This window comes from Pacificimonas flava, assembly GCF_000342165.1.
GTDB lineage: Bacteria > Pseudomonadota > Alphaproteobacteria > Sphingomonadales > Sphingomonadaceae > Pacificimonas > Pacificimonas flava.
Genome location: NZ_AMRV01000008.1, coordinates 103521 through 115189, shown reverse-complemented (window position 1 = coordinate 115189; position 11669 = coordinate 103521). Strand labels below are relative to the sequence as shown.

Here is an 11669-nt window from a genome sequence, read left to right as displayed (position 1 = left end):
TATAGGCAACACAAGGGCGATGCCTTGTAAATTTGCGGCGTTCGGGCAGGCTCGTTCCGGCATATGTTCTCGCTTCGCAATATCTCCGTCCGATACGGCAATACGCTCGCCGTGAAACCCGTTTCGCTCAATGTCGAGCCGGGCCGCACCCTGGTCCTGATCGGGCCGTCCGGTTCGGGGAAGACGACGTTGCTGCGTGTGATGGCGGGGCTCGTCCGGCCGGAAGGGGCGGTCTGTTTCGACGGCGCGGCGGTCGAGGACTGGCGGGCGGTGCGCCGCCGCATCGGCTATGTGGTTCAGGACGGCGGCCTCTTTCCCCACCTGACGGCGCGCCAGAACATCACGCTGATGAGCCGCGAGCTGGGGCGGGATGCCGGCGAAATCGCGGCGCGCACGGATGAGCTTGCATCGCTGACGCATTTGTCCGCGGACCAGCTGGACCGTTATCCCGCCGAACTGTCGGGCGGACAGCGTCAGCGCGTCGGCATCGTGCGGGCGCTGATGCTGCGCCCCGACGTCCTGCTCCTTGACGAACCGCTGTCCGCGCTCGACCCCATCATCCGCGCGCAGCTGGCGCAGGAACTGAAGACGATCATCGAGACGCTGGGCACGACGGCGGTTCTGGTCACGCACAGCTTGTCGGAGGCGCGGTACTTCTCCGATCAGCTCGTTCTGATGCGGAATGGCGGCGTCGTGCAGATCGGCAGCTATGCGGCGTTCGAGGAGGCGCCGGAGGACCCGTTCGTTACCGAATTCATCGAGGCGGAGAGCATGTTGTGAGGACGGCCCTGTTCGCGCTCCTGTCGCTTCTGGTCGCGGCCATGCCCGCGCGCGCGCAGATCGTCGTCGGGTCGAAGCTGTTCACCGAAAGCGTCATTCTGGGGGAAATGGCGCAGGAGGCGATCACCGCCCGCACGGACGAGGCGGTCTCCCACAAGCGCGAACTGGGCGGCACCCGCATCATGTGGAATGCGCTGATCGCCGGAGAGATCGACGTCTATCCCGACTATACCGGCACGATCCGCTATGAAATTCTGCCGGACGAGGGGTTGGAAACCGATGCGGCCCTGCCGGCCGCGCTGGCGACACGCGGGCTGGAAATGTCCGCGCCGCTCGGCTTCTCGAACACCTACGCCGTTGCGGTCACGCGCGAGACGGCAACGCGTCTCGGCCTCCGAACGACGAGCGATCTGCGAGCGCATCCGAATCTGCGTTTCGGCGTGTCGAACGAGTTCCTCGACCGGGCAGACGGCTGGCAAGCCTTGGCAGCGGCCTATGATCTGCCGCAGACGGATGTTCGCGGCATGATCCATGATCTCAGCTACCGCGCGCTTGCCAGCGGACAGGTCGACGCGGTGGATGCCTATACGACCGACGCGCAGATCGCCCAGTACGACCTCGTCCTTCTCGAGGACGATCGGAATCATTTTCCGGTCTATGATGCGGTCTATCTCTATCGTTCGGACCTTCCCGAGCCGGCGAAGGCGGCGTTGGGCGAGCTTGCCGGCACGCTGGACGAAGCCGGGATGCAGGACCTCAACGACCGCGCACAGTCCGGCGCGGCGGAGGGTGATCTTGCCGCGGAAATCGTCTCGCTCGCTCTCGGTGTCGATGTCGAGGCCAGCGGGCGGACGGACAGTCGTGCGGGCCGCGTCTGGCAGCGCACGAAGGAGCATCTGGCCCTTGTCGGCATCGCGCTGGGGGCGGCCATTGTTATCGCATTGCCGCTGGGGATCGCGGCGGCGCGCCTCCCTCGCTTCGGCAATGCAATACTGGGGGCGGTCGGCGTGCTGCAGACGATTCCCAGCCTGGCGCTGTTCGTCATCCTGATCCCGCTGCTCGGCATCGGCGCCGTGCCCACGATAGCGGCGTTGTTCCTCTATTCGCTGCTTCCCGTCGTCAGAAACACGCATGCCGGGCTGACGGGCATCGCCCCGGCGCTGCTCGACAGCGCGGACGCCCTTGGCCTGTCACGCACGGCGCGGCTGCGCCGCATCGAATTGCCCCTGGCCGCGCCGACGATCATGGCGGGCGTGAAGACGGCGGCGGTGATCGCGGTCGGGCTCGCCACGCTGGGCGCGATCATCGGCGCGGGGGGCTACGGACAGCCCATCCTGACCGGCATCCGCCTCGCCTCCACACCGCTCATCCTGGAGGGGGCGATTCCAGCTGCCGTGCTGGCGCTCGTCATGCAGGCGGCCTTCGATCTGGCGGAACGCTGGATCACGCCGCGCGGCCTGCGCTTGCGGCAGGCCGCGCCGTGAGGCCCTATCCGAACGGCGCCTTGAACACGCACCAGGCGCCGGCCGCGATGAGTGCGAAACCGGCGGCGTAGCTCAGGGTGAACTTCTCGCCCAGGTAAAAGACGGAAAACAGCGCGAAGACGATCAGCGTGATGACCTCCTGCATCGTCTTCAGTTCCGCGGCGGCATAGACCTGATGGCCGATGCGGTTCGCGGGCACGGCCAGCCAATATTCGAACAGGGCGAGCCCCCAGCTGGCAAAGACCACGATCCACAGCGGCGCGGACGGGTACCGCAGATGGCCGTACCAGGCGAACGTCATGAAGACGTTCGACAGAAGCAGAAGTCCGATGGGCAAATAGTGAAGCGTGCTTGCAGGCATCTGGTCTTCTCCGAACGGGGCGCGGACGGCGCCGCGAGTCACGCGTCGTGGCTAGGCGCGCTGCGCGGCGGCTGGCAAGAGGCGGCTGGCAGGGGCAGCGAAACGCGGCTTCGTCCCCCGGGCGCCGTCGCCGCGGCCGGCGTGAAGCGGAACGCCCCCGCGCAGCCCCTTGCCAGCCGCTGCGCCGCACGCGAAAGATATGGGCATGAGCACGACCGTCGACCCGCAGCAGGCAGCCCTTTTTTCCGACATGGCTGCCGAGTGGTGGAATCGAAAGGGCTCCTCGGCCCTCCTGCATCAGGTGAATCCCGTCCGCCTCGCCTATATTCGGGAGCGGGCGGCCGCGCATTTCGGCCTCGATACGACACGGCGGAACTGGCTTTCTGACCGCGACGTCCTCGATGTCGGGTGCGGCGGCGGCATCCTGACAGAGTGCCTGGCGCGCCTTGGCGGCACTGTGACCGGCATCGATGCGGCCGAAGGCGGTATCGAGGTGGCGCGGGACCATGCGGCCGGGCAGGGGCTCTCCATCGCCTATGAGCTTACGACGGCCGAGAATCTGGTCCAGCAGGGGCGTCGCTTCGATCTCGTGACCTGCATGGAGGTGGTGGAGCATGTGGCCGACGTGCCAGCCTTCCTGTCCAGCCTCGCAAAGCTGCTGAAGCCCGGCGGGCTCCTCATCTACTCGACCCCGAACCGCACCGCGATGAGCTACGGCGTCATGATCGTCGGTGCCGAATGGATATTGCGGTTGCTGCCGCGCGGAACGCATGACTGGAATCGTTTCTTGACCCCGGAAGAATTGAAGGCCGCGCTGGCGGGTGCGGGGCTGACCGCGACGGACTGCCAGGGGATCGCCTATGATCCGGCCCGCGGCTTCGCCCTCTCGGACGACATGCGCGTGAACTTCATCGGCGCAGCGGTCGGCGCATAAGGAGCGCGGGGGAAGGAGCCGGCCAAGCGTTCGCCCAGACCGCTGCCGGGATGATCCTTACGGATGTAAGAGACGTACGGCTCGCCGGCCGCGCCACTCAAAGAAAACGGGCGATGACCTCCCGATAGGAGCGGCTGACCTTTACCTGCGCGCCGCTGGTGAGGACGAGGAAACTTTCGCCGTTCGTGTGCGGCTTCACCTCCCGCACCTGATCCAGATTGACGATGGTCGAACGGTGCACGCGCTGAAAGATGCGCGGGTCCAGGCGCTTTTCCAGGTCCTTCATGGTTTCGCGCAAAATCAACGTGTTGTCGCCGGTATAGATGCACATGTAGTCGCCGGCCGCATCGATGCGTTCGATATTTTCGACATCGACCCGGAAGATCTGGCCACGATCCTTGATGTTCAGCAGCTTCTCGTAGCGGCTTTCGTCGTCGCTGGACGTGCTGGCCTGTTCGGCGAACTGCTCCGCGGCCTCCGGCGCGACCTCCTCCAGCAGATCCTGCAGCTTCTGCTTTTCGCGTGCAGCGCTGCGTTCCGCGAGGCTGCGCCGAATGCGGGCCATGGTGTCGGCAAGCCGATCCTCCTCGACCGGCTTCATCAGATAATCGATCGCCCGCGCCTCGAACGCCTTTACGGCATATTCGTTATACGCCGTTACCATGACGAACATCGGCGGATCGATGTCTGCAAGCGCGCCGATGACCGAAAAGCCGTCGAAGCCCGGCATCTGGATGTCGAGGAAAACCAGATCGGGCTTGTGGGTCTTGATCGACTTGATCGCCTCCCGCCCGTTCGCGCAGCGGTCGATGATCTCCACGTCGGAATAGGCCTCCAGACGCATTTCCAGCCCCTTGATGGCGAGGCGTTCGTCGTCGACGAGGATGGTCCTGATGCTCATGCCGCGGCCTCCTGAACTGGCGATGGCGGTAGATAGGGTATTTCGATCTTCGCGACCACGCCGCCACCCGGTCCGTCGGCGAGTTCGAACCGGGATTGTTCGCCGTAAGCCTGCTGCAGCCGATCACGAATATTTCTGAGACCAACACCTGCGCCATCGACGAAAGCAGGACGATCCGCCTTCAGGCCCGGTCCGGTATCGCAGACGGATACGGTCAGCCGTCCGCCGGTCACTCGCGCCGTCACGGCAATTTCCGCGCCTTCCTCCAGCGGAGTGACGGCATATTTGATGGCGTTCTCTGCCAGCGGCTGCAAAATCAGGGAGGGTACGGTTGCCTGCATGGCCTCGTCTTCGATGGAGAAACGCGTCCGCAGACGATCCTCGAACCGCATGCGCTCAATATCGAAATAGAGTTTGAGGGCTTCCAGTTCCTGCGCCAGCGTCACGGTGGAGCTGGGCTCCTCCGCCAGCGAGTAGCGCAGGAAGGAGGACAGCCGCGAAAGCATGGCGTTCGCGCGCTCGTTTTCCTTGAGGAGGACCAGCGTCGAGATGCTGTTCAGCGTGTTGAACAGGAAATGCGGGTTCACCTGATAGCGCAGCATGGCGAGGCTCGCCTCCGACGCCTGCGCGGCCACCTTCAACATGCGCTCCGACTGAGAGGAAAGCAGCAGATAGAAGTTGATGCCGTAGTAGAGCCCCGTCCACGCACCCAGCACGCTGATGTCGAGAAGGATGGCGCCGAAGAACTGCAGCCCCTCCGGCTGGTAACCCGAATTGTAGAAGCGCGAATGCGACCACACCTCCAGCACCGAGAAGAGCACCGAGGAGGGGATGAGGAGAAGAAGCGTCAGGCTCCACACCAGCGCCGGCTTCATACGGATGATGCGGCGAAAGGCGGCGGACATGACCAGCGTGATGGAAAATCCCGTCAGCGTTACGATGGCGCTGGGGATGATGAAGCTGAGGCCCATGGAGTTGGCGAGGCCGCCCAGTGTGCGCAGCACGAAATACCCGGCCCAGCCGCCGGATTGCAGCAGCCAGAAGGCACGGTTCTTGTCCTCGAAAAATCCGGGGCGTCTGACTTTTTCCGGCTTCATTGCCGGGCGGCTTAGCAGGCTGGAGAGCACGCCGCCATCACCATCGGGGGCCGCCTAGCCTCGCCGGCCCCGCCGCCAGAAGGCGCGCCGGCGTGCGGGACTCTTTCAATCCTCCGGCGCGATGCGCACGGCCAGGCCGTCCAGCGCGTCCGTCATTTCGATCTGACAGCTCAGCCGGCTGTTCGGCTGTTTGTGATCGGAGGATTCCAGAAGGTCGTCCTCGTCATCGCCGGGCGCGCCGACGGCATCCATCCAGCCATCCTGGACGTGGACATGGCAGGTCGCGCAGGACAGGCAGCCGCCGCACAGCGCCAGAAGCTCGTCGAACCCGTTGTCGCGAATATTTTCCATGACGCTAAGACCGCTCTCGGCCTCCACGGTACGTTCGTCGCCTTCTCGGGTGATGACTTTTAGCTTCGGCATGTATGTCTCCGCTGGGATGGGCCTTGCGTCGTTTGCCGCTAATAACGGTGGTGCATCACCTGTCAAAACAGGAGAGTTCGGAAGGACCCGTCGCATGGACGCAGATTCACTCACTCGTTCGCTCGAGGCGCTTGGCGCGGCCGAGCCGAAGATCGCCGCGGCGCTCGAGCGCGCGGGGTATCCGCAGCCGCGCGTCCGCCCGCGCGGATATGAAACGCTGCTCAGAACCATCATCGGCCAGCAGGTCAGCGTGAAGGCGGCCGCCAGTATCTGGGACAAGCTGGCCGGCATCGTCGGCGACGTGCACGTGCCCGCCGTGATGCTGGCTGCAAGCGATGCCGACCTGCGCGCCGCCGGCCTGTCGCGCCAGAAGGCGGCTTATGCGCGCAGCCTGGCGGAGCATGTCTCCGCCGGCACCCTCGACCTCGACGCGCTGCCGGAGGACGATGAGGAGGCAATCGCCCGTCTCGTCGACGTGAAGGGGATCGGGCGCTGGTCGGCGGAAATCTATCTGCTGTTCGCGGAAGGGAGACCGGACATCTGGCCGGCCGGCGATTTGGCCGTGCAGATCGAGGCCGGGCGCATCATGGGGCTGGAGGGTCGGCCGACGGAACGGCAGACGCGCGCGCTCGCCGAAGCCTGGCGCCCGCACCGCGGCGCGGCGGCCATCCTGATGTGGCACAGCTACAATACGGGCGTGATCTGACCAGGAGCGGGCGCTCCAAGGGGTCTCGTTGCTCGTCCCCCTCGAACGGCCTTCATCTTCTTACCCGTCATCCCGGCGAAGGCCGGGGATCCACTCCTCGTGACCGAGCATCTTCGAATGTGAACACAGATGGCGCGGATTGCGGCCTTCGCCGAGATGACGGCATGTGGGAGGGAGGTAATGCCGGTGCGCACCCCCATCCCAAGACCTGCTCAGCCCCCTTTGGAATTCTCCCTGACGAGCGCGCGGCGGTAGCCGTCCCGCTCTTGCAACCGCGCCCAATAGGCGGCGATGTTCGGCGGAAATGTTCCTAGCTCGAGCTGTGCGGCAAGTTTCAAGGCATAGCCGACGCAGATGTCCGCCACGGTGAACCGGTCGGCCGCGACATACTCCCGGTCCCCCAGCATTGCGGCCGCGCCCTTCAGGCGTGAGAAGAACCACTGCACATAGTCATCGCCCGCCTGGGTGAGCCCGCGATCCTTCTCGAAGACCCGGTAGCGGAGGAACAAAGTCTGCGGAAAGGTCAGCGTCGCATCGGATTGGTAAAGCGCGTTCAGATAGCGGCCGTAATCCGCTTCCTCCGCACGGACGGCGAGCGGCGTATCTGCTGTCCTGTCCGCCAGATAATGGCAAATGGCGACACTCTCCGTCAGCACCTGATCGCCGTCCACGAGGGTCGGAACGGTGCCGAGCGGGTTGATGTCCATATATCCTTCGTGCCGGAAACGTGGCGGGAAGGGCATGATTTCGAGTTCGTAAGGTATTTGCAGTTCTTCCAGTGCCCAGAGCGGGCGGAAGGAGCGCGCGCCCTGGCAGTGGTACAGCTTCATTCGCATTTCACCAGTTCGACCTCCTGGCCTTCCTCGCCGCGAATGGTCATGGTCTGCGCGTCATCGCCATAGCTCAGCGTCCAGGTCTCCCGGAATCCCCCGTCCGGCATGCGGCAGACGGTGCGCAGTTCCGTGTCGGAAAAGCTGGCATCGGGGGGAAGGATATCGCAGTGCATGCCCTCCGTCTTCGTGCGCAGCTCGTCGGCCCAGAACCGCCACCAGTCGGTTTCGCACTGGTCGGCGCTACGGGCCCAGCGGCCGATGAAACGGCGGGGATCGCTTGGCGTCGGCTTCGGCGCCGGTTCGGCCTTCTCCTCCGGTTCCTCGCGCGGTTGTTCCGGCTGGCAGGCGGCAAGGCCGAGCAGCAGGCCGGTGCTTGCTGCGGTCACGGCCAGGCGGGCGGGACGTGCGCTCACGTCTATTCCCCCGGGCGGCCCAGCTTGCCGAACCGCGCCTCATATTCGGTCACGCGGCCGGCCGCGAGCAGCTTGGCTTGTTCCTGAAGCTGGTCGCGCTCGATGCGTCCCTTGAAATTGCCCAGCTTCGCATCGACCGTCTTGCGGTCCGCATCGCTCCAGTCGGCGATCTGGGCGAAGAACCAGATGCCCATATCATGAAGCTGTGTTTCCAGCTTCGGCCCGACGCCCTTCAGCAGGGACAGGTCATCGGGATTGTCCGGCCGCGTTTCCAGAAAGGTCGGCAGCGTTTCGGTGGGTTGATAGGCGATGCCGCGCTCGCCGGACGGGGTGGCCGTCGCGGCTGCGGCGCTGGCCTCCGGGCTGGCCTTGACGGTCCCCTCCGCTTCGCCGGCGGGCGGCGCCGGAACGGCGGTCCGCGTCTTCATGGCGCGCAGCCGGTCCACCTCGTCGGCGAGGGGCGCGATCTGGTCGCGGGCCATGGCAAGCTCACGTTCCAGCGCGTCGTTGCGTTCCCGCGCGGCGCCCAGTTCGGTTTCGCGCTCATGCAGTTCCGCCGCCAGCTTCTTGCGCTTGCCGCTGCTGCCGAAGATCAGGGCGCCCAGGATGATGCCGACGATCAGCGCGGGCAGCGCGTAGATGAGTAGAAGATTGATATCGATGGTCATGGGACATGCTCCTAGACGGAAAACCGGGATGCGTCAGCCCGGCGGAAAACGCTAGCCGTTTCGAAAATCCTCCGACGTACCCTTCGAACTGATGGCGTTGCACAGGCGGATCATCGCGGCGCCATAGGCGGCGGTGCGCATGTCGATATCGCGCTCCCGCATCAGCGTCGTCACCTCGCTCGCGGCGGCCTTCATGCGGTCTTCCAGATAATCGTGCACCCGGTCCTCCGGCCAGCCGAGGCCCTGGCGGTTCTGAACCCATTCGGCGTGGCTGACGACGACGCCGCCGCCATTGGCAAGAATGTCCGGCACGACCTCGATGCCCGCCTGGCGCAGCGGCTCGTCGGCAGAGGGCGCGACCGGCATATTGGCGATTTCCAGAATGGCCTTGCAGGCCAGCGTGCCGGCATTTTCGTCCGTCACCACATCACCCAGCGCGGCAAGCGCCAGGACGTCGCAGTCGGTCGTGATCAGCTGATCCGCAGCAGCCGTTTCCGCGCCGTCCTGCCGAAGGTCCGTCACACTGCCGCCATTGGCCTTCAGGTTCGCGATCGCCTCGATGTCCAGCCCATCGTCATGACGGACCATGCCGCGGGAATCGGAGGCGGCGACGATGCGGTGTCCGGCCTTGACCGCGGCCCGCGCGAACCAGGAGCCGGCATTGCCGAACCCCTGCAGGGCGATGTCGAGGCCGTCGTCCGGCAGGTCGAGACTGCCGCGCACCTGCTGCAGCGCGATAAGAGCCCCGCGTCCCGTCGCCTGCGTCCGTCCCTTCGCGCCGCCCAGCACGACCGGCTTGCCGGTGAAGGCGGCGGGAGAAATCGCGCCGGACAACTCGGCATATTCGCTTACCATCCATGCCATTTCCCGTTCGCCCGTGGCCACGTCCGGTGCGGGGATGTCCCGGTCGGGGCCGAGCTGGCGGGCGAAGGCACGGACATAGCCGCGCGTCAGCCGTTCCTTCTCCAGGGCGCTCAGTTCCTTGGTGTCCACGTGAACGCCGCCCTTCGCGCCGCCAAAGGGCAGACCCATCAGGCTGCATTTCATGGTCATGAGGAAGGCGAGGGTCTGCACTTCCTCCAGGCACACGCTGGGGTGGAAACGAATGCCGCCCTTCGTCGGCCCGAGCGCGCTGTTGTAGCGGCAGCGCCACGCCTTCAACTGCTTCAGCGAACCGTCATCGCATCGCAGCGGAATGGAAACGGCCAGCGTTTCGGCCGGATAATCGAGATAATGAACAAGATCGTCGGAGACGTTCACATAATCTTCTGCGCGGTACATACGCTGCCGCGCGTCGCTCAACATATTTCCCAAGGGAAACCCTTTCTCTTTCCTTTGAAGGGAAAAGGCGGGCGGCAGGCTTCTGTTCCGGCCCGGCGGGGGTTCGTGGTGCCCTATGGCACGGTACGGCGACTTCTGACGGCCGAACACGAGCTGATGAGGGCTCGGACATTCAGTCGGCGATTTAAGCCGCGTCTGGAAGTAAGCGTCCCGCTCCTCCGGGCATCTCTTCCCGACGAGCATTTGATTAAATCATAATAATGCGATAATAGCCTTTCAAAGATATAAAAATTCAAATCGGGGGTGGCGTGAGAGGACGAAGGTATTTCCGTCGCAAGGCGATCGGTCTCGCTGCCACCTTGATGGCCGCCGCACTCGGCGCGGGGCCGGCACTCACCGAACCCGGCGCGGCGCCCGCAAGCGCCCCGGAACCGGCCCCGGAATCGGCACAGCACCCGGTCCAGCCCAATATCCTGTTCGTGCTGGTCGATGACATGGGATATGGGGACCTGTCGATTACCGGCAATCGCCTTGTCGCCACGCCCAATATCGATGCGCTCGCTCACGATGGGATCGTGATGACGCAATTCTATGACGCCTCTCCGCTGTGTTCGCCATCGCGTGCAGGTTTCATGACCGGGCGCTTTCCAGCCCGTGATCGCTTCGTCACCTTCATCGACAATCGCCGCCGGAACGCCGCGTTCAACCAGGCGGATTGGCTTGATCCCGAATTGCCGACATTGCCTCGCACCTTGCGGCAGGCGGGCTACAAGACCGGGCATTTTGGCAAATGGCATCTGGGCGGCGGCCGGGATATCGGCGATGCGCCGTTGCCGACAGCTTACGGATTCGACGAAAGCTATGTGCAGTGGGAAGGACTCGGACCCCGCGTCCTGCCGACCGATCTGACCAACACGCTCGGCGAACAAAGCGCCAGGCTGGGCCAGGGGCCGCTGGAATGGCTTCCACGCGCGCAGCTCACGGATCGCTTTGTGAACACGACACTCGATTTCGTCCGCCGCAACAAGGATGAGCCCTGGTTCGCGCAATTGTGGCTGACCGACATGCACTCGCCCTGGGTGCCCAGCGCCGAGCAGCTGGCAGAGACCGAGGGTAAGGGGCGAAACCCGCGCGAGGACAATTTCCTCGCCGTGCTGGTCGCGATGGATGCCGAGATCGGCCAGCTCGTGGAGGGGCTGCGCGCGGCGGGCGAACTGGACGAAACTTTGATCGTCTTCACGTCCGACAATGGACCCACGATCGGAGCGGACGCGCCGGGTTCGGCCGGTCCCTATCGCGGCCGCAAGGCAAGTCTTTACGAAGGCGGCGTGCGCCAGCCGCTGATCGTGCGCTGGCCGGGTCAGGTGCCGGCGGGAAGCCGCGATCCCGACAGCGTGGTGCAGGCGGTCGATCTTTTGCCGACGCTGGCAGGGATCGCCGGTGCCCCCACGCCGGCCGGGATCGACGGTGTCGACGTTTCCGCCGCTTGGCGCGGCACGCCGATGACATCGCGGCCAGACCTCTACAGCCATGTCGCCCGCCCCGGGCGCGAGGCGTTCGGGCCGCTTTACGCCATCCGTGCAGGCGCGTGGAAGCTGCTGATGAACGCGGACGGCAGCGGAGCCGAACTTTACAATATCGAGCAAGACCCCGCCGAACAGCGTGATCGAACGGCCGATTCCCCAGACATTTTGGAGACCTTGTCGAAAAAGTTGGCGAACTGGATTGCCAGTCTCCCGCCGCCGGCTACGCCGCGCCGCTCCCGCTAGAGTCGAGCGATGCACCACA

General features: G+C 65.0%; 13 protein-coding genes. 5 read left to right on the top strand and 8 right to left on the bottom strand.

Annotated elements, in window-relative coordinates; all coding sequences use genetic code 11:
- The first annotated feature begins 63 nt into the window (after window positions 1-63).
- Complete coding sequence (locus C725_RS11570) at window positions 64-780, top strand: ABC transporter ATP-binding protein (RefSeq protein WP_008603173.1); 717 nt, start codon at window positions 64-66, stop codon at window positions 778-780.
- Window positions 777-2264: a glycine betaine ABC transporter substrate-binding protein gene (locus tag C725_RS11565; protein ID WP_008603171.1), complete on the top strand. Its 1488-nt coding sequence runs from the start codon at window positions 777-779 to the stop codon at window positions 2262-2264. The genes C725_RS11570 and C725_RS11565 overlap by 4 nt, the downstream gene beginning before the upstream one ends.
- Window positions 2265-2268: 4 nt before the next feature.
- Here the strand turns inward: C725_RS11565 and C725_RS11560 are convergent, their stop codons facing one another.
- On the bottom strand, window positions 2269-2625 hold the full coding sequence (locus C725_RS11560) for a DMT family protein (protein ID WP_008603167.1): 357 nt from the start codon (window positions 2623-2625) through the stop codon (window positions 2269-2271).
- A gap of 205 nt (window positions 2626-2830) precedes the next feature.
- Between C725_RS11560 and ubiG the strand changes: the two genes are divergently transcribed.
- Window positions 2831-3559 carry a bifunctional 2-polyprenyl-6-hydroxyphenol methylase/3-demethylubiquinol 3-O-methyltransferase UbiG gene (gene ubiG / locus C725_RS11555; protein WP_008603165.1) on the top strand — a complete coding sequence of 243 codons (729 nt, stop codon included), beginning with the start codon at window positions 2831-2833 and terminating at the stop codon, window positions 3557-3559.
- Window positions 3560-3656: 97 nt separating this feature from the next.
- Here ubiG and C725_RS11550 read toward each other — a convergent pair whose 3' ends face one another.
- The 3 genes from C725_RS11550 to C725_RS11540 all read right to left on the bottom strand — a co-directional run bounded on the left by C725_RS11550 (window position 3657) and on the right by C725_RS11540 (window position 5980).
- Complete coding sequence (locus C725_RS11550; RefSeq protein ID WP_008603163.1) at window positions 3657-4460, bottom strand: LytR/AlgR family response regulator transcription factor; 804 nt, start codon at window positions 4458-4460, stop codon at window positions 3657-3659.
- Complete coding sequence (locus C725_RS11545) at window positions 4457-5557, bottom strand: sensor histidine kinase (protein ID WP_008603160.1); 1101 nt, start codon at window positions 5555-5557, stop codon at window positions 4457-4459. The genes C725_RS11550 and C725_RS11545 overlap by 4 nt, the downstream gene beginning before the upstream one ends.
- A 105-nt stretch (window positions 5558-5662) precedes the next feature.
- Complete coding sequence (locus C725_RS11540) at window positions 5663-5980, bottom strand: 2Fe-2S iron-sulfur cluster-binding protein (protein WP_038283039.1); 318 nt, start codon at window positions 5978-5980, stop codon at window positions 5663-5665.
- 94 nt (window positions 5981-6074) lie between these two features.
- Here C725_RS11540 and C725_RS11535 point away from each other — a divergent pair, with 94 nt between their 5' ends.
- Window positions 6075-6686 carry a DNA-3-methyladenine glycosylase family protein gene (locus tag C725_RS11535; protein ID WP_008603156.1) on the top strand — a complete coding sequence of 204 codons (612 nt, stop codon included), beginning with the start codon at window positions 6075-6077 and terminating at the stop codon, window positions 6684-6686.
- 212 nt (window positions 6687-6898) lie between these two features.
- On the opposite strand, the gene C725_RS11530 is transcribed toward C725_RS11535, so the two are convergent.
- The 4 genes from C725_RS11530 to C725_RS11515 are packed head-to-tail and all read right to left on the bottom strand — an operon-like array spanning window position 6899 to window position 9905.
- The gene (locus C725_RS11530) at window positions 6899-7516 is read right to left on the bottom strand and encodes a glutathione S-transferase family protein (RefSeq protein WP_008603155.1); all 618 of its coding nucleotides are present in this window, start codon (window positions 7514-7516) and stop codon (window positions 6899-6901) included.
- Entirely contained in the window at window positions 7513-7932 is a 420-nt protein-coding gene (locus tag C725_RS11525) for a hypothetical protein (protein ID WP_008603153.1), read from the bottom strand. Before C725_RS11525 ends, C725_RS11530 begins: the two co-directional genes overlap by 4 nt.
- Before the next feature lie 2 nt (window positions 7933-7934).
- Window positions 7935-8600, bottom strand: coding sequence for a putative membrane protein (locus tag C725_RS15440; protein ID WP_008603152.1), 666 nt, complete (start codon window positions 8598-8600; stop codon window positions 7935-7937).
- A gap of 51 nt (window positions 8601-8651) precedes the next feature.
- A complete protein-coding gene (locus tag C725_RS11515; protein WP_184460231.1) occupies window positions 8652-9905 on the bottom strand; it encodes a Glu/Leu/Phe/Val family dehydrogenase in 1254 nt (417 codons plus the stop codon).
- A 284-nt stretch (window positions 9906-10189) separates the two neighbouring features.
- Here C725_RS11515 and C725_RS11510 point away from each other — a divergent pair, with 284 nt between their 5' ends.
- The gene (locus C725_RS11510) at window positions 10190-11650 is read left to right on the top strand and encodes a sulfatase-like hydrolase/transferase (protein ID WP_008603141.1); all 1461 of its coding nucleotides are present in this window, start codon (window positions 10190-10192) and stop codon (window positions 11648-11650) included.
- Window positions 11651-11669 lie beyond the last annotated feature (19 nt).

Excerpts from the sequence above, each read along its gene's own strand:
- C725_RS11570 (WP_008603173.1), top strand. The coding sequence starts at position 64 with ATGTTCTCGCTTCGCAATATCTCCGTCCGATACGGCAATACGCTCGCC.
- C725_RS11560 (WP_008603167.1), bottom strand. The coding sequence starts at position 2,625 with ATGCCTGCAAGCACGCTTCACTATTTGCCCATCGGACTTCTGCTTCTG.
- ubiG (WP_008603165.1), top strand. The coding sequence starts at position 2,831 with ATGAGCACGACCGTCGACCCGCAGCAGGCAGCCCTTTTTTCCGACATG.
- C725_RS11550 (WP_008603163.1), bottom strand. The coding sequence starts at position 4,460 with ATGAGCATCAGGACCATCCTCGTCGACGACGAACGCCTCGCCATCAAG.
- C725_RS11545 (WP_008603160.1), bottom strand. The coding sequence starts at position 5,557 with ATGAAGCCGGAAAAAGTCAGACGCCCCGGATTTTTCGAGGACAAGAAC.
- C725_RS11540 (WP_038283039.1), bottom strand. The coding sequence starts at position 5,980 with ATGCCGAAGCTAAAAGTCATCACCCGAGAAGGCGACGAACGTACCGTG.
- C725_RS11535 (WP_008603156.1), top strand. The coding sequence starts at position 6,075 with ATGGACGCAGATTCACTCACTCGTTCGCTCGAGGCGCTTGGCGCGGCC.
- C725_RS11530 (WP_008603155.1), bottom strand. The coding sequence starts at position 7,516 with ATGAAGCTGTACCACTGCCAGGGCGCGCGCTCCTTCCGCCCGCTCTGG.
- C725_RS15440 (WP_008603152.1), bottom strand. The coding sequence starts at position 8,600 with ATGACCATCGATATCAATCTTCTACTCATCTACGCGCTGCCCGCGCTG.
- C725_RS11515 (WP_184460231.1), bottom strand. The coding sequence starts at position 9,905 with ATGTTGAGCGACGCGCGGCAGCGTATGTACCGCGCAGAAGATTATGTG.